General features: G+C 58.5%; 14 protein-coding genes. 12 read left to right on the top strand and 2 right to left on the bottom strand.

Features of this window, described 5'->3' with window-relative positions; genetic code table 11:
* Positions 1-104: 104 nt before the first annotated feature.
* The 7 genes from QK293_RS18545 to QK293_RS18575 all read left to right on the top strand — a co-directional run bounded on the left by QK293_RS18545 (position 105) and on the right by QK293_RS18575 (position 7,439).
* A complete protein-coding gene (locus tag QK293_RS18545; protein WP_282379627.1) occupies positions 105-395 on the top strand; it encodes a c-type cytochrome in 291 nt (96 codons plus the stop codon).
* 46 nt (positions 396-441) lie between these two features.
* On the top strand, positions 442-1,053 hold the full coding sequence (locus tag QK293_RS18550; RefSeq protein WP_282379629.1) for a cytochrome c4: 612 nt from the start codon (positions 442-444) through the stop codon (positions 1,051-1,053).
* 200 nt (positions 1,054-1,253) lie between these two features.
* Entirely contained in the window at positions 1,254-1,898 is a 645-nt protein-coding gene (locus QK293_RS18555) for a thiol:disulfide interchange protein DsbA/DsbL (RefSeq protein ID WP_282379631.1), read from the top strand.
* A 14-nt stretch (positions 1,899-1,912) separates the two neighbouring features.
* Positions 1,913-2,791 carry an endonuclease/exonuclease/phosphatase family protein gene (locus QK293_RS18560; RefSeq protein WP_282379633.1) on the top strand — a complete coding sequence of 293 codons (879 nt, stop codon included), beginning with the start codon at positions 1,913-1,915 and terminating at the stop codon, positions 2,789-2,791.
* The gene (locus QK293_RS18565; protein WP_282379635.1) at positions 2,788-4,869 is read left to right on the top strand and encodes a diguanylate cyclase; all 2,082 of its coding nucleotides are present in this window, start codon (positions 2,788-2,790) and stop codon (positions 4,867-4,869) included. The genes QK293_RS18560 and QK293_RS18565 overlap by 4 nt, the downstream gene beginning before the upstream one ends.
* A 103-nt stretch (positions 4,870-4,972) precedes the next feature.
* Positions 4,973-5,752 carry an N-acetylmuramoyl-L-alanine amidase gene (locus tag QK293_RS18570; RefSeq protein WP_282379637.1) on the top strand — a complete coding sequence of 260 codons (780 nt, stop codon included), beginning with the start codon at positions 4,973-4,975 and terminating at the stop codon, positions 5,750-5,752.
* Positions 5,753-5,828: 76 nt separating this feature from the next.
* The gene (locus tag QK293_RS18575; RefSeq protein ID WP_282379640.1) at positions 5,829-7,439 is read left to right on the top strand and encodes an EAL domain-containing protein; all 1,611 of its coding nucleotides are present in this window, start codon (positions 5,829-5,831) and stop codon (positions 7,437-7,439) included.
* 12 nt (positions 7,440-7,451) lie between these two features.
* Here QK293_RS18575 and QK293_RS18580 read toward each other — a convergent pair whose 3' ends face one another.
* Positions 7,452-9,242, bottom strand: a complete 1,791-nt coding sequence (locus tag QK293_RS18580; protein WP_282379642.1) for an ATP-binding protein — start codon at positions 9,240-9,242, stop codon at positions 7,452-7,454.
* 10 nt (positions 9,243-9,252) lie between these two features.
* A complete protein-coding gene (gene algB, locus QK293_RS18585) occupies positions 9,253-10,599 on the bottom strand; it encodes a sigma-54-dependent response regulator transcription factor AlgB (RefSeq protein WP_282379644.1) in 1,347 nt (448 codons plus the stop codon).
* A 433-nt stretch (positions 10,600-11,032) separates the two neighbouring features.
* Here algB and QK293_RS18590 point away from each other — a divergent pair, with 433 nt between their 5' ends.
* The 5 genes from QK293_RS18590 to QK293_RS18610 all read left to right on the top strand — a co-directional run bounded on the left by QK293_RS18590 (position 11,033) and on the right by QK293_RS18610 (position 15,401).
* On the top strand, positions 11,033-11,320 hold the full coding sequence (locus QK293_RS18590; protein WP_282379646.1) for a hypothetical protein: 288 nt from the start codon (positions 11,033-11,035) through the stop codon (positions 11,318-11,320).
* A gap of 81 nt (positions 11,321-11,401) precedes the next feature.
* Positions 11,402-11,566, top strand: a complete 165-nt coding sequence (locus QK293_RS18595) for a DUF1328 domain-containing protein (protein ID WP_282379648.1) — start codon at positions 11,402-11,404, stop codon at positions 11,564-11,566.
* A 2-nt stretch (positions 11,567-11,568) separates the two neighbouring features.
* Positions 11,569-12,033, top strand: a complete 465-nt coding sequence (locus tag QK293_RS18600) for an inhibitor of vertebrate lysozyme family protein (RefSeq protein ID WP_282379650.1) — start codon at positions 11,569-11,571, stop codon at positions 12,031-12,033.
* A 704-nt stretch (positions 12,034-12,737) separates the two neighbouring features.
* Positions 12,738-14,069 carry a glutamate/aspartate:proton symporter GltP gene (gene gltP / locus QK293_RS18605; protein ID WP_282379652.1) on the top strand — a complete coding sequence of 444 codons (1,332 nt, stop codon included), beginning with the start codon at positions 12,738-12,740 and terminating at the stop codon, positions 14,067-14,069.
* A gap of 102 nt (positions 14,070-14,171) precedes the next feature.
* Complete coding sequence (locus QK293_RS18610) at positions 14,172-15,401, top strand: spore maturation protein (RefSeq protein ID WP_282379654.1); 1,230 nt, start codon at positions 14,172-14,174, stop codon at positions 15,399-15,401.
* The last annotated feature ends 17 nt before the right edge of the window (positions 15,402-15,418 follow it).

Below are 15,418 nucleotides of genomic sequence, written 5' to 3' on the forward strand. Positions count from 1 at the left end.
TTTTGTGTGCGCTTTGTCCCAGCGTAGGATGAAGTTCACGAGAGCGATTGACCTTGATTGCGCACTAGAACGCAGCACGCTCTCAACCCTGAAAAGGTCGTTTTATGACGAAATGGCTGCTAGCTGCCGGTGTCTTGATGCCGCTTTACAGCGCTCAGGCTACACAGGATCCGGAAGCTGTGTACAACCGTGTTTGTGTTGCTTGTCATTCCGGCCAACTACCCATGGCGCCTAAAAAGGGCGATCAGGAAGCTTGGACGCCGAGGTTGGCGAAAGGTATGGGGACGCTGGTGCAACACGTAACCCAGGGTTTCAAGGCGATGCCGCCGCGTGGTTTGTGCATGGACTGCAGTGCCGAGGATTACCGAGCAATCATCCAGTGGATGAGCGAGTGATCCCGGCCCATAACTCTTTAACCCTTAGCCGTAGTTGGATTAGCTGATGAACAAATTGATCGTGAGTCTGCTGTTGACCGTGGGGATCTCCGGCATTGCCCATGCTGCAGGTGATGCGACTGCTGGTCAGGCGAAAGCCGCAGTATGTGGCGCCTGTCATGGCCCGGATGGCAATAGTATGGCGCCTAACTTTCCGAAACTGGCAGGCCAGGGCGAACGTTATCTGAACAAGCAGCTGGTCGACATCAAGTCCGGCAAACGCACGGTGCTGGAAATGACCGGCCTGCTGACCAACCTGAGCGATCAGGACCTGGCCGATATGTCCGCTTACTTCGCCAGCCAGAAAGGCAGTGTTGGCGCCGCCGACCCGAAAGTCGTGGCTCGCGGTGAAGCACTGTTCCGTGGTGGCGACCTGGCCAAAGGCCTGCCAGCCTGCACCGGCTGCCACTCGCCGGACGGCAAGGGTAACGCGGCTGCCGGTTTCCCGCACCTGGGCGGCCAGCACGCTCAATACATCGCCAAGCAACTGACCGACTTCCGCAAGGAAGAAGGCGGCCGCACAAACGATGGCGACGTCAAAACCATGCAGACCATCGCTAAAAAGCTGAGCGACGAGGATATCGCAGCGGTGTCCAGTTACATTCAAGGCCTGCACTAAGGCCGGCGAATCGGGCGTTGCGAGAGGTGCACATCTCCTGCAACGTTAACGCTCGATTAATCCGTCGATGCAAGCATAAAAAGGGTGGCTTTGGCCGCCCTTTTTTGTGGCCGCTGCCGTTACACTACAGAACTCAAGCCCGCCAGGATCTGTCTGAAAACAGGTCGCGCGAGGCGACCCAAATTGTCCAGGAGTAAAGCATGCGTAATCTGATCATCAGCGCCGCTCTCGTCGCTGCCAGCCTGTTCGGCATGAACGCCGCCCAAGCCGCCGAAGCACCAGCAGCGCCTTATGTCGAGTTGAGCAAATCTGTCCCGGTGGCTGTACCTGGCAAGATCGAGGTCGTGGAGCTGTTCTGGTACGGCTGCCCGCACTGCTACGCCTTTGAGCCGGTGATCAATCCTTGGGTTGAAAAGCTGCCTTCGGACGTGAACTTCGTGCGTATTCCGGCCATGTTCGGCGGCCCATGGGACGCTCACGGTCAAATGTTCCTGACCCTCGAAGCCATGGGTGTCGAGAACAAGGTTCACGCTGCGGTGTTCAACGCCATTCAGAAAGAACACAAGAAGCTGGTCGACAAGGATGAGATGGCAGACTTCCTGGCGACCCAAGGTGTAGACAAGGACAAGTTCCTGGCCACTTTTGACTCTTTCGCCATCAAAGGCAAAATCGTCCAGGCCAAAGAGCTGGCGAAGAAGTACGAGATATCCGGCGTTCCAACCATGGTCGTCAACGGTAAATATCGCTTCGACGTAGGTTCTGCCGGCGGTGCCGAGCAAGCCCTGAAACTGGCCGACAAACTGGTCGACCAAGAGCGAGCGGCTAACAAGGCTGCTGCCAACTAAGCCCGGCCCCTGCCATGCGCCGCTGGGGTACTGAACGCGTCGTTGGCCTGCATGATCCGCGGGTCAACGAGCATCATCTGGAATCGACGGGCTTGCCCGCAGACAGCCGTCTGCGCTTGCTCAGTTTCAACATCCAGGTCGGCATCAGTACCGAGCGCTATCGGCACTACCTGACCCGGGGCTGGCAGCATCTGTTGCCGCACACCGGGCGTGCCGACAATCTGCAAAAGATCGGCAATCTGTTGGGCGACTTCGATCTGGTCGCCTTGCAGGAGGCCGATGGCGGCAGCCTGCGATCAGGCTACGTCAACCAGGTGGAACACCTCGCCCAGCTCGGTGCATTCCCCTACTGGTATCAACAACTCAATCGCAACCTCGGTCGCCTCGGCCAGCACAGCAATGGCGTGCTCAGCCGCCTGCGCCCGTGGGCGATTGAAGATCATCCGCTGCCGGGGCCCAAGGGGCGCGGGGCAATTCTGGTGCGCTTCGGCGAAGGTCCGGAAGCGCTGGTGGTGGTGATGATGCACCTGGCGCTGGGCGCGCGCACGCGCACGATGCAGCTGTCGTACATCCGCGAGTTGATCGGCGGCTATAAACACCAGGTGCTGATGGGTGACATGAACACCCACGCCAGTGACTTGCTGCAAAACTCTCCATTGCGTGACCTCGGCCTGCTCGCGCCGCAACTGGAAGCGACCTTTCCCAGCTGGCGTCCGCAGCGTTGCCTGGACCATATTTTGCTGAGCCCGACCCTGACCCTTGAAAAGGTCGAGGTGCTGGCACAACCCATTTCCGATCACCTGCCGGTCGCGGTAGAGATTCGTCTGCCGGGTTCGCTCACGGCTGATGCATTGCCCGCGTTGAGTCCTGCCCCTCGCGGATCCCATGAATGAGCGACGAAGCACAGCGCTGGAAAGAGAAATACCTCAAAAGCATCGAACAACAGGAAAAGCTCGAGCGTCGATGGGACGCCCGGCTCGATCTGCTGCGCCGCGGCCTGGTGCGCAGTACCCTGGCCGCAGAGGGCACCGATCGCGCTGTTGACCAGTGCATGAAGGAAATGCGCGAAATCCTGCGCTCCGATGACATGGACGCCGGCCTGGCCGCCCTACTTCCGCGGCTGGAAAAAGCCGTGCTCGACTCCGAACAGCGCCGGGAAACACGGGTCAATCAGACCAGCGTCGCACTGACCGCGCTGGTCTCCCAGCTGCAAACATTACCACTGCCCCGGGAAATAAGCCGGCCGCTGAAAAACTTCGCCAAGCATCTGGATACCAGGGTCGGGCAGGCGCGCGAAATTCCGTTGCTGCTCAGCGAACTGAGTGGCCTGCAAGGCAAAGCCTTGGGTCAGCTCGAAAACCCCGCGGAACCCGGCCGCCCAGGTTTGCTGCAGCGGCTGTTTGGTAGCCGTGAAACGGATGAAACGGCATTCCAGGTCACCCCCGCCGCTATTCCGACGCCCGCCACGCAGTATACCGAATCGATGGCGGTGCCTCATGCCGAGAGACCACAGGTAAACGTCGATCTCGCGCCAGACGTCGATAAGCCGCAAGTGGCGGTCGTACACGTCGCCGCTCCCGTTGCTGCACCCGAGCGACTGACGATCGAGACACAATCGCCCGCAGCAGCGCCTTCTCCTGCCGTTGTAGCGTTTATCCCGCCGGTGCTTGAGCCGCAGCAAGCACCCGACCCGATACCAGAGACGCCACCGCAACCGGGCCTTGAACCTCCAGAAGAACTGGCTCCTTTGATTATCGAGCCAGCAACTCAGGCTCAACCGGCACTCAATCCCGACGAATTAACCCCGGTGGTCTACCTCGACAGCCTGCCGCTGCCCCCGGCCATGTCCCAAATGTTGGCCACCGCAGGTCCAGACCAATCCGAGCCGGATACTCTCTACGCCCTGCCGGACTCACCCGAACCGTCTTATAGCTCGGTGGCCAAGCACATCGAAGACACGCTTCTGGGCTTACTCGACGACCTGACGCTCCCCGAGCGTCATCGTCCGCAAGCCGAAGCCATGCGTGATCGACTGAAAAATGGCCTGAACTGGTATGAATTGCTGCCAATCCTCGATGATCTGGCAACCTTGATGCTAGCCATCACCGACAGCGGCCAGCACGAATTCGAAGCCTATTTGCAGCAGCTCAACGAACGCCTCGAGTCGTTCCAAAGCAACTTGCAAGCCGCCAGCGAGGGCCATGCCGACAACCGTTCTGCCGCACGCAAGATGGACACCCAGATCCGCGAGCAGGTCGACGGCTTGCAGAACAGCATGCAGGACGCGGCCGACCTGGACGATCTCAAGCACGTCCTGGAAAACCATCTGGAAGGCCTGCTCGGCACCATGGACCAACACCAGAGGCAGCGTGACGAGCGCGAGCAGGAGGTCGCGGCCCGCCTTCATGGTCTGGCCGAACGCGTTGCGCACATGGAGCAGGAAGCCTTGGGCTACCGCGAGCATCTCGAAGAGCAACGCCAGAAAGCCTTGATCGATCCACTGACCGGCCTGCCTAACCGGGCTGCCTGGAGTGAACAGCTGGATCAGGAAATCAGCCAATGGCAACAACAGGGCAACTCCCTGTTGCTGGCAATGCTCGACCTCGACCATTTCAAACGTATCAACGATAACTATGGTCACCTGGCGGGCGACAAAGTGTTGAAAATCATCGCCAGCGTGCTCCGCAAGCGCCTGCGCGGGACGGATTTCATTGCCCGGTTTGGTGGTGAGGAGTTCGTCCTGTTGATGCCCGCGACAGTACCGGCTGTCGGCGCGAAACTGCTGGAAAACCTGCGCGCGTCGATCGAAGCCTGCCCGTTCCACTTCAAGGGTGAGCCGGTGACCATCACCACTTCCATGGGACTGACTGCGTTCAAGCCCGGCGAACATAGCGATCTGGTGCTGAAAAGAGCCGATCAGGCGCTATATCGGGCAAAACATGCAGGCCGCAACCGGGTGGAACTGGGCTGACGGTCAATTGTTCCATTTTGTTTAAAACTTCGCGCTGGCCGTCTGAGTGCAAGGCAGTACGTTACACTGTTGCATTACTGACTTGCGTGTGTTGCCTTCTGCCATGAAATACCTAGCCCTCGTCGTGTCGCTGATTCTATTGGCCGGTTGTGCCAGCGGCCCACGGTTTGACACCCGTCACCCTTCAGCCAATCACGACAGCCGCATTCAGTTCGTGGTGGTGCATTACACCTCCGCGTCACTGGAACGTTCGCTGCAACTGCTGACCCATGGCGAGGTCAGCAGCCACTACCTGATTGGCGACGACAAGAACGCCACTATCTATAAGCTGGTGGATGAAAATCTCCGGTCCTGGCATGCAGGGGAAAGCGAATGGGAAGGCCGAACCTGGTTGAACTCCAGCTCCATTGGCATCGAAATCGTCAATCCGGGCTTCAAAATCATCCCAACAGGGCGTCTCTGGTACCCCTATAGCGAAGCCCAGGTCCAGTCCTTGATCATTCTGCTCAAAGACATCAGCAAGCGTTACGCCATCAGCCCCCGCAACATCATCGGCCATAGCGACATCGCACCGCTCCGCAAGCTGGATCCGGGCCCGATGTTTCCCTGGAAGCGTCTGGCTGCCGAAGGCCTTGGTATCTGGCCGAACGAGCAGGCCGTAACGCGTCAGCAGGCACAGTTCGAAGTACAGCCGCCAACCATCAGTTGGTTTCAGGCACAGCTGGCCCGTCTGGGTTATCCCACGCCGCAAACCGGCGAACTGGATGTTGCGACGCGTCATGTGATTACGGCCTTTCAGATGCATTTCCGACCGTCTCGTTTCGATGGCACACCGGATGCGCAAACCGCGGCGCTTCTACAAGTCTTGAATCAGACAAAATAATGACGCCCGCCCGACGGTCAGGGCTTTTTTTCCAATCAGCAGCTATAACTCATTGGTAATTCTTCGGATATTCCCTATGCCTGCTGCTCGAGAGACATTACGTAGTTGGTTCTGTCGCCCATGGTTTTTGGCGATACTGGCTGCTGCCTTGAGCGCGACACTCCTGATGGCCGGCAGCCTGTTCGTGGCCATGCATCAAGTCGAGCAGAGCGAAAGCGAAGAGATGAATGCCCAAGGCGAGCGCTTCCTTGCTCGTCTGGAGCAACTGTTCGGGCAGTTGCGTGAAAGCCTCGACGACCTGGAAGCCCAGCCGTTACGGGGCTGCGATGACGAAATGATCGCAACCTTGCAGCAGGTCAGCTTCAATTACCGTTTCGTTTACGAAGCCGCCTATATGGATGCCTCGCGGATCTGCTCCAACCGCCCCCGCCAGGAAGGGCTGTCGATGACAAGACCGCCGGACATCAAAGGCCCGACCTACAGTTACTGGCTGAACACCACCACCGAACCCGATGAAAACCGTGCCGCACTGATGCTCGGGCGCGGTAATTTTCGTGTCGCGACGTCTCGCGGACACTTGACTGACATGGTCGACTTGCCACCGGGAAGCAGCCTGCTGGTGGTACTCGACGGCACGCGCGCGATTCCGGTACTGGGTGTCTCACAGGTCTGGCCACCGACCGAACCCTGGCCCCCGAAAAGCAGCGACGCGCTACAGATCACGCAGTCCCGCTTGATTTACCGCATGCCCACCAACAATCCGGAATACCAATTGGTGCTGATCAGCCCGCGCACCGGCATGCATGTGCCTGCGGCTTGGTGGTGGTTGCTACCGGCCAGCCTGGTGCTGGCGGTGTGTGTGGGCTTTCTGGTGCTTCTGTTAGTGCGCCAGCGACAGTCGCTGGACGCCGAACTCAGTGGCGCCATACGGCGAGGCGAGTTGCAGGTGTTGTACCAACCGATCTTCGACCTCGACAGTCGCAACTGTGTCGGAGCAGAAGCCTTGTTGCGCTGGCGAAGGCCGGACGGCACCCTGACCAGCCCCGACCTGTTCATTCCGATGGCGGAGAACACCGGCCAGATCCGCCAAATGACCGACTTCGTCCTGCAACGCCTGCTTGAGCAACTGGGTCAATTGTTGCGGGCTAATCCACAACTGTACATTTCGGTCAATCTGGCGGCCTGCGACGTCATGGTGCCGCGTATTGGCCAGGTGATGGCGCGCCTGCTGACCTTGCACCGCGTCGCAGCAAAGCAAATTGCCTTTGAGGTCACCGAGCGAGGATTGATCGATGTCGTCGTCGCTCGGGAAAACCTGCAAGCCTTGCGGGATGTGGGGCATCAGGTGCTGATTGATGACTTTGGCACCGGCTATTGCAGCCTCGCCTATCTGCAAACCCTGCCAGTCGACTGCCTGAAAATCGATAAGGCGTTTATCGATGCGCTGGGTCATGACGCTGCGAGTAGCGGTGTCGCACCGCACATCATTCACATGGCCCAGGCCCTGCAACTCAAAGTCATTGCCGAAGGCATCGAACATGAATCCCAGGCGGCGTTTCTGAGCAGTGAAGGCGTGAAGTTCGGCCAAGGTTGGCTCTTCGCCCGTGCGTTGAGTGCGGTGCAGTTCATCGAGCTGATTACCGGTGGCCGCCGATTGGCCGCTCGACGCCTCGATGACGAAGCCTGAAGCTGCTGCGGCTTATACCGACAGCGCCATATAGAACTGGGTGCCCTGCCCTGGCCGCGAATAAACGCCCATCCGTCCGCCGTGCAACTGCACGATTTCCTTGCACAGTGCCAGACCGAGCCCGGCCCCCCCCTTCTTGCGACCCACCTGTACAAAGGGTTCGAAAATCCGCCCCTGCTGGCCGTAGGCAATGCCTTCACCGTTATCCTCGACGCTAATAATGACTCGCTCTCCATGGCGTCGAGCCTGCAAACGTATTTGCCCGCCGGGGGCAGTGTGGCGCATTGCGTTGTCGATCAGGTTATCGAGCACCCGGTCCAGCTGCGGCTGATCAGCCTGCAATCGCGGTAACGGCCCTTGCACCTCCACCGACAGGTCGATGCGCTGCTCTTTTGCAGGGCCGGCAAAACGCTCCCGGGCCTGTTCCAGCAACTCCTCGATGGCGCACGGCGCCAGCGTGAGTTTCTGTAATCCGTTCTGATAGCGGGAGAAGTTCAGCAGATCGTTAATCAACTGCATCAAGCGCTGCATCTCTTCGTTCACGGTATCCAGCAAATCAGCTTCACGCGAGTCCTCGGCAAAGTGCGCGCGCTCGCGGAATAGGCCGAACGCCATGTGCATCCCAGTGACCGGCGTTCGCAATTCATGGGAGGCGCGCAGTACGAACTCGCTGCGCACCCGTTCAAATGCACGCTGTTCGGTGACGTCATGCAGCACCATCACGGCGCCGAGAATATGGCCCTGTGTATGGCTGACCGGTGTCAGGCTAAAGGTCAGCAACCGCGACTCACCGTCGACCTCGATACTCAGGTCTTCCGGCGCTCGCTCCAAGGTGCCGCCGCGTAGCACCAGTTGCAGCTGTTCATCGAGTTCGGGACGCTCAAGCGCCGTCCCCAGACCTTGACCGAGACGATCGGTGTCCCAACCCAACTGACGCTGCGCCACGGGGTTGAGGTGTTCCAAACGACCATCGCGGTCGATCATCAGCAACCCATCATCAATGCTGTCAAGCACGGCCTGCAAACGTTGCTGGCCTGCGAGCAGCTCATGGACATTGGTGGCCTGATGCTCGCGCAAGGCCTCGGCCATGATCCCGAATCGTTTGGTCAGCTGGTTCATTTCCACTGCCGAGGAAATCGGCAGCGTCACTTCGAAATTACCTTGGCCGATGTGGTCCGCCGCCTGAGCCAAGGCCTCGATCGGTGCACCAAAACGCCGAGCAATAGCGTGGGCGGTGACGAAGCCGATGATCAGCACCGCCAGCCCCACAAGCCCGAGCAGGCCGGCAACCAGCAACGCCCTCTCCCTAGCCTGCCGTTCGGTGGCATTGATGTTATCCAGCGCACGCTTGTGCTCGGCAATTAAGCCATTGCGCAGCGCATTGATTTTTTCTGTGAGTACTTTGTTGCCGTTCAACACGTGCGTCGAGTCACGTGACGAGTCGTACGCTTGCAGAAAGCTCTGGTAGTCAGCCTTGGCCTGCTCGAAGCCGTACTGGAGCTCATCACCCGTCCGGGCATGGGCAACACCGTCATCAAGCAACTGAAAATAATGCTGCCTGGACGCCTCGAACGCCGCAGGATCTGGCTTTTCGCTGAGCATGATGATCAGTTGATCGCCCAGGGTCTGACGCAATTTCAGCCCTAGGTCTAGCGTGACGAAACTATTGCGAATCAGCGCTTCCTGGGTACCCGCCATCTGCATGACGCTGACCAGCCCGAGCAACAGCCCAAGCAGCGCCACGGTGATCAGTGCGGAAATACTCAGAAACAGCCGGGTGCGCAACTTCATCGCCAGTTTCATCGCAGACAGCTCACAAGTTGTACTGCTTGCGTTTGCGGTACAACGTCGAGGCATCGATACCCAGGGTCTTGGCGGCCTGGTCCAGTGTGTCTGCGGTGGCGAGGACCGCTCCGATGTGGGCTTTTTCCAACTCATCCAGACTCAGCGCAGCGCCGATGCGTGGTGCGTTGTTGACCGGGGTTTCGGCCATGCCCAGGTGGCTGATCTCGACCCGCTCCTGTAGACAAATAATGCTTGCCCGCTCCACAACGTTGCGCAACTCCCGGATGTTCCCCGGCCAGCGGTAGCCGAGCAGCGCTTCGCGGGCTTCGTCGCTGAAGCCACGAGCCGGACGCGCGTACTCCTTGACGAAACGGGCCAGAAAGCGATCGGCCAGATTCACAATATCTTCCCGGCGCTCGCGAAGAGGCGGCAGGTGCAAGGTGATGACGTTCAGGCGGTAGAGCAGGTCTTCACGGAAACGACCGTCGCGCACCATGTCTTCGAGGTTGAGGTTGGTGGCCGCGAGAATTCGCACATCGGCGCGGCGGGTCACCGGATCGCCTACGCGCTCGTACTCTTTGTCCTGAATAAAACGCAGCAACTTTGGTTGCAACGTCAGGGGAAAATCGCCGATCTCGTCAAGAAACAGCGTCCCGCCATCGGCCTGATTGACTCGCCCCAAGGTGCTTTCGCTGGCACCGGTGAACGCGCCACGGCTATGGCCGAAGAGCTCGCTTTCCATGAGTTCGGCGGTCAGGGACGGGCAGTTGATCGTGACGCAGGATTTCTTCGCACGCTTGCTCCAGCCGTGAATGGCCTGGGACAGCTCACCTTTACCGGTGCCGGACTCGCCGAGAATCAAAATATTGGCATCGGTGCTGGCCACTTGGCGGGCGGTCTCAAGCACTACCTTCATGGCCGGGCTGTGGGAGTCCAGGCCATCCCTGGGTTTACGCACTTCGCCTTCAAGGGCTTCCAGACGTGCCGACAGTTGCCGCACTTCCAACTGTTTGGCGGTGGCCAGACGCAATTGGTCGGGGCTACAAGGCTTGACCAGATAGTCGGCGGCACCGGCCTGAATGGCATCCACGGCGGTGTCCACAGCCGAATGAGCGGTGACGATCACCACCCTCATCCAGGGTGCCTGAATGCGCATTTGGGCCAGCACATCGAGGCCGTTGTCTTCACCCAGACGCAGGTCGAGGAAGCACAGGTCGAAGACTTGGCGCTGAAGCAGCGCATCGGCCTGGGCGGCGCTGTTGGCGGTAGCGACGCTGTAGCCTTCATCTTCGAGGCAATAGCGAAAAGTACGCAGGATGGCAGACTCATCGTCCACCAGCAGAATGCGGCCTTGATGCTCAGTGGCTGATTCCATTTTCCTACGCTCCTTAATGAATGATCTTGGTTAGTCCCGGAAAAATCGGGCAAGTTGCATGGTTGATTCTGGTCGATTCCAGCTACAGCAGCGTAGTTCTCTCAGCACCCTACGGCTAATCGCCTGATTTTGTTGTTTTTTTATCAGATAGCCGGCTCGCAGGCAGTTACCGGTGTCCCCTTGTGACATCCATGCCCTCCTCGCAATTCAAAAATATTGAAATCTCCTACGAAACTATCGTGCATTACGCACGGCTTCAAAAGGACCATCGTGCAGGATGCGTCCGATCCGAATTCCGCTTCATTCATAACCAATTGATTTTATTAATTTTTATCATCATGAAAAGCTGGCATGCAGGCTGCAACAGTCTGATTAACCCAGGGCACTTAAACGGCGCCCAACAAGATCACCCCAGTGTGGGAGGAGCTTCAGGATGAGTCGCCAACGTGCCGCCCAATTGCGTTTCTCGCCACTGCATATCCAGCAAGGTCTGTTTGCTGTTATGGCGCTACTGATCACCTTGATCGGCGGCCAGCAGTTTCAGCGTTGGGAGCAAAGCCAGCAGCAAGAAGCGCCACGCCTCTCGATTCAGCATCCGACCCAAACCCATTTCAGTGCGGCCAGCAATAACCAGGCTGACAGCGCCCCGATGCGAATGATGGACGTCGACCAGGCTCAGCCTGTGGATGAGATGCCTCGTCAGGAACGTTGGGTGTTCTAAACACACGAACTTGGCGCGTTCGATGCGCCGGGAAAAGCACCACAAGTCACATCTCTAAATAAAAGCGTAAGGAGAATCACCATGTTGAGCTGGGCAATCACATTCTTGATCATTGCCATCATCGCTGGGGTATTGGGCTTCGGTGGTATCGCGGGCACCGCCACGGGTATCGCCAAGATTCTCTTTGTCGTGTTCCTGGTGATGTTTATTGCTTCCTTCTTCTTTGGCCGTCGCGGTCGAGGCTGAGTATGAGCGTTTCGTTAAAAACACTGGCAGCCGCCCTGCTTCTGGGCGGTTGTGCCATGGCGATGGCGGCCAATGACGGCCAGGCACGGGTCAATGAACTGGTCAATGCAGATCCGCAGTACCGCGAAACCTGGCAAGGCGTGGTGCAGAAGGAAGAACGCCTGCCGGAATGGGTCATGAACCTGTCCGGCGACGCCGAGCAAATGAATGCCGTTGAAGAAGAGGGTGAGAAGTATCTTGTTGGGCCGCTTTGCGAATCGCAGGCGACATGCCTCACCAAGCGCTTGATCGTTGCCGTCAGCTTCGACAAGAAGGATGCCTACGCCATGTTAGTTGAAGTGCCTGCGGGACTGCCGGCCGACAAGTCGCCCACGCGACATGCCGACTACCGCTTTCTCGGCAAGCCGGATCAGGGCATGCAGGACCTGTTGATGGAACAACTCAAGAAAGATCCACACTGGTACTGAATTCGTAACATGAAAGAAGCAGCATGGCTTCTTTCCAACTGCGCTACCCGAGGAAGGTAGACGCATGACCAAGGGGTCGGGACGTTCTGTCTGTTTCAGGGGCGGAGTGACCTACGGGTACAGGGAGTACCTGCGCAAGGGCCGGGTCAGGCAAAAGCTGCGACGCAAGTTCGCTGGTCACTCATGACTAGACGAACTTGCGAAGAGCTTTTTCAGTGCAAACCGTTGTCCTAGAGCGTCTGCTTGCATCCCCGCTGCACCTCTGTCAATCCCTCGCAAAACAATTTCGCGGTGTTTTTTTTGTGACCGTGTATCGAGAAAGCTGCGCCTAAAAAACAGAGAAGTTTCGCGTTTAAACGTAGGCTTTTTCCCAATTTTTTGCCCGAATCCCTCGCTTAAAAAACAACCAACCTCCTCTGTGATGGCCGGTTCACGGCACTTATGCCTGCCGAAATGTCGCATTCGAACCGGTTGGGACGCGAGTTTCAGTAAAAAAATCTCATGCCGATTCGGCATAGGGTAGGCGTTTACAGCATTAGACGTTGCGTCCTTGCATCTGAATAGTTGCGCCTTTTTCGCCTGCCAGAGAGCCGATAACAATCGCTTCGGGGCACCTTATACGGGGGTAGATGCACAAGACTTTTTCGCCACAAGCGTTCCAGTTTTTGCATGTGCCTGAGTCAAACGCAAGTAAGGGTAAAGATATGAAGAAGGCAAAGCTTAGCCTCGCCTGGCAGATCCTCATCGGTCTGGTATTGGGGATTGCAATCGGTGCGCTGCTCAACCATTTCAGTGCCGAAAAAGCCTGGTGGATCAGCAACGTCCTGCAACCAGCAGGCGATATCTTTATCCGTCTGATCAAGATGATTGTGATCCCGATCGTGATCTCTTCGTTGATCGTCGGTATTGCAGGCGTCGGTGACGCGAAGAAGCTTGGGCGTATCGGCCTCAAGACCATCCTTTACTTCGAGATCGTCACCACCATCGCCATCGTGGTCGGTCTGGTGTTGGCCAACGTGTTCCATCCGGGCACCGGCATCGACATGAGCACCCTGGGTACCGTGGATATTTCCAAGTACCAGGCCACTGCCGCCGAAGTTCAGCATGAACATGCGTTCATCCAAACCCTCCTCAACCTGATCCCGTCGAACATCTTCGCGGCCATGGCACGCGGCGAGATGCTGCCGATCATCTTCTTCTCCGTATTGTTCGGCCTCGGTCTGTCGAGCCTGCAATCGGACCTGCGCGAGCCGCTGGTGAAGATGTTCCAGGGCGTGTCGGAAAGCATGTTCAAAGTCACTCACATGATCATGAACTACGCCCCGATCGGCGTTTTCGCATTGATCGCGGTGACCGTGGCCAACTTCGGTTTCGCCTCCCTGCTGCCGCTGGCAAAACTGGTGATCCTGGTTTACGTCGCCGTCGCCTTCTTTGCCTTCGTGGTGCTGGGTCTGATCGCTCGCCTGTTTGGCTTCTCAGTGATCAAGCTGATGCGCATCTTCAAGGATGAGCTGGTGCTGGCCTACTCCACCGCCAGCTCCGAAACCGTGCTGCCGCGCGTGATCGAGAAGATGGAAGCCTACGGCGCGCCGAAAGCCATTTGCAGCTTCGTGGTCCCGACCGGCTACTCGTTCAACCTCGATGGTTCGACCCTGTACCAGAGCATCGCGGCAATCTTCATCGCCCAGCTCTACGGTATCGACCTGTCCATCAGCCAGCAATTGCTGCTGGTGCTGACCCTGATGGTCACCTCCAAAGGCATCGCCGGCGTACCGGGCGTGTCCTTCGTGGTGTTGCTGGCCACCCTGGGCAGCGTCGGCATTCCACTCGAAGGCCTAGCGTTCATCGCCGGTGTCGACCGCATCATGGACATGGCGCGAACCGCGCTGAACGTGATCGGCAATGCCTTGGCCGTATTGGTCATCTCCCGCTGGGAAGGCATGTACGACGATGCCAAGGGCCAACGCTACTGGAACTCCCTACCGCATTGGCGCAGCAAGGAAAAGTTGCCGGTCGGTGAAGTCACCAGCCACTGAGTCATCCTGCATTAGAGCCAAAACAAACCCCGGAGAAATCCGGGGTTTGTCGTTTCTGGCGACCCCGCTATCATTCGCCGCATTCTTCGGGGGATTTAACTGATGCTCAATGGCCTGTGGCTTGGCTTCTTCATCGTGGCAGCCGTATCGGCGCTGGCGCAATGGCTGATCGGCGGTAACGCCGGGATCTTCGCGGCGATGGTGGAAAGCATTTTCGCCATGGCCAAATTGTCGGTCGAGGTCATGGTCCTGCTGTTCGGCACCCTCACCCTCTGGCTGGGCTTTCTGCGGATTGCCGAGAAGGCCGGGATCGTCGAGTGGCTGGCCAAGGCGCTGGGCCCGCTGTTTCTGCGCCTGATGCCCGAAGTTCCGGCGGGTCACCCGGCCATCGGCCTGATCACACTGAACTTTGCTGCCAACGGCCTGGGCCTGGACAACGCCGCTACGCCGATCGGCCTTAAAGCCATGAAGTCGCTGCAAGAACTCAACCCCAGCGACACCATCGCCAGCAATGCGCAGATCCTGTTCCTGGTGCTCAACGCCTCCTCCCTGACCCTTCTGCCGGTGACGATCTTCATGTACCGCGCGCAGCAAGGTGCGCCCGATCCGACCTTGGTGTTCCTGCCCATCCTGCTCGCCACCAGTTGCTCGACATTGGTCGGCCTGCTGTCGGTGGCGTTCATGCAGCGTCTGCGCCTGTGGGACCCGGTGGTGCTCGCGTACTTGATTCCCGGTGCCCTGGCCCTCGGTAGCTTCATGGCGCTGCTGGCGACGCTCTCGGCGACCGCTCTGGCCGGCCTGTCATCGATCCTCGGCAACCTGACGCTGTTCGGGCTGATCATGTTGTTTCTGGTGATCGGCGCGTTACGTAAGGTCAAGGTCTACGAAGCGTTCATCGAAGGCGCCAAAGAAGGCTTCGACGTGGCCAAGAACCTGCTGCCGTATCTGGTGGCGATGCTGTGTGCCGTCGGCGTGCTGCGGGCATCCGGAGCGCTGGACTTTGGCCTGGACGGGATTCGGCATTTTGTGGAATGGGCCGGTTGGGACACGCGCTTCGTCGATGCGCTGCCGACCGCCATGGTCAAGCCGTTCTCCGGCAGTGCCGCCCGGGCGATGCTGATCGAAACCATGAAAACGTCTGGCGTGGACAGCTTCCCGGCGCTGGTGGCGGCGACGATTCAGGGCAGTACCGAAACGACCTTCTATGTATTGGCGGTGTACTTCGGCGCAGTGGGGATCCAGCGGGCGCGGCATGCGGTGGGGTGTGCGTTGCTGGCGGAGCTTGCTGGCGTTCTAGGCGCCATCGGGGTTTGCTACTGGTTCTTCGGCTAGCCGAGATCCCCTGTGGA

It is taken from the genome of Pseudomonas sp. AL03 (assembly GCF_029960815.1).
Taxonomy (GTDB): domain Bacteria; phylum Pseudomonadota; class Gammaproteobacteria; order Pseudomonadales; family Pseudomonadaceae; genus Aquipseudomonas.

Excerpts from the sequence above, each read along its gene's own strand:
- QK293_RS18570 (WP_282379637.1), top strand. The coding sequence starts at position 4,973 with ATGAAATACCTAGCCCTCGTCGTGTCGCTGATTCTATTGGCCGGTTGT.
- QK293_RS18600 (WP_282379650.1), top strand. The coding sequence starts at position 11,569 with ATGAGCGTTTCGTTAAAAACACTGGCAGCCGCCCTGCTTCTGGGCGGT.
- QK293_RS18595 (WP_282379648.1), top strand. The coding sequence starts at position 11,402 with ATGTTGAGCTGGGCAATCACATTCTTGATCATTGCCATCATCGCTGGG.
- QK293_RS18580 (WP_282379642.1), bottom strand. The coding sequence starts at position 9,242 with ATGAAACTGGCGATGAAGTTGCGCACCCGGCTGTTTCTGAGTATTTCC.
- QK293_RS18555 (WP_282379631.1), top strand. The coding sequence starts at position 1,254 with ATGCGTAATCTGATCATCAGCGCCGCTCTCGTCGCTGCCAGCCTGTTC.
- gltP (WP_282379652.1), top strand. The coding sequence starts at position 12,738 with ATGAAGAAGGCAAAGCTTAGCCTCGCCTGGCAGATCCTCATCGGTCTG.
- QK293_RS18560 (WP_282379633.1), top strand. The coding sequence starts at position 1,913 with ATGCGCCGCTGGGGTACTGAACGCGTCGTTGGCCTGCATGATCCGCGG.
- QK293_RS18575 (WP_282379640.1), top strand. The coding sequence starts at position 5,829 with ATGCCTGCTGCTCGAGAGACATTACGTAGTTGGTTCTGTCGCCCATGG.
- QK293_RS18550 (WP_282379629.1), top strand. The coding sequence starts at position 442 with ATGAACAAATTGATCGTGAGTCTGCTGTTGACCGTGGGGATCTCCGGC.
- QK293_RS18610 (WP_282379654.1), top strand. The coding sequence starts at position 14,172 with ATGCTCAATGGCCTGTGGCTTGGCTTCTTCATCGTGGCAGCCGTATCG.
- QK293_RS18590 (WP_282379646.1), top strand. The coding sequence starts at position 11,033 with ATGAGTCGCCAACGTGCCGCCCAATTGCGTTTCTCGCCACTGCATATC.
- algB (WP_282379644.1), bottom strand. The coding sequence starts at position 10,599 with ATGGAATCAGCCACTGAGCATCAAGGCCGCATTCTGCTGGTGGACGAT.
- QK293_RS18545 (WP_282379627.1), top strand. The coding sequence starts at position 105 with ATGACGAAATGGCTGCTAGCTGCCGGTGTCTTGATGCCGCTTTACAGC.
- QK293_RS18565 (WP_282379635.1), top strand. The coding sequence starts at position 2,788 with ATGAGCGACGAAGCACAGCGCTGGAAAGAGAAATACCTCAAAAGCATC.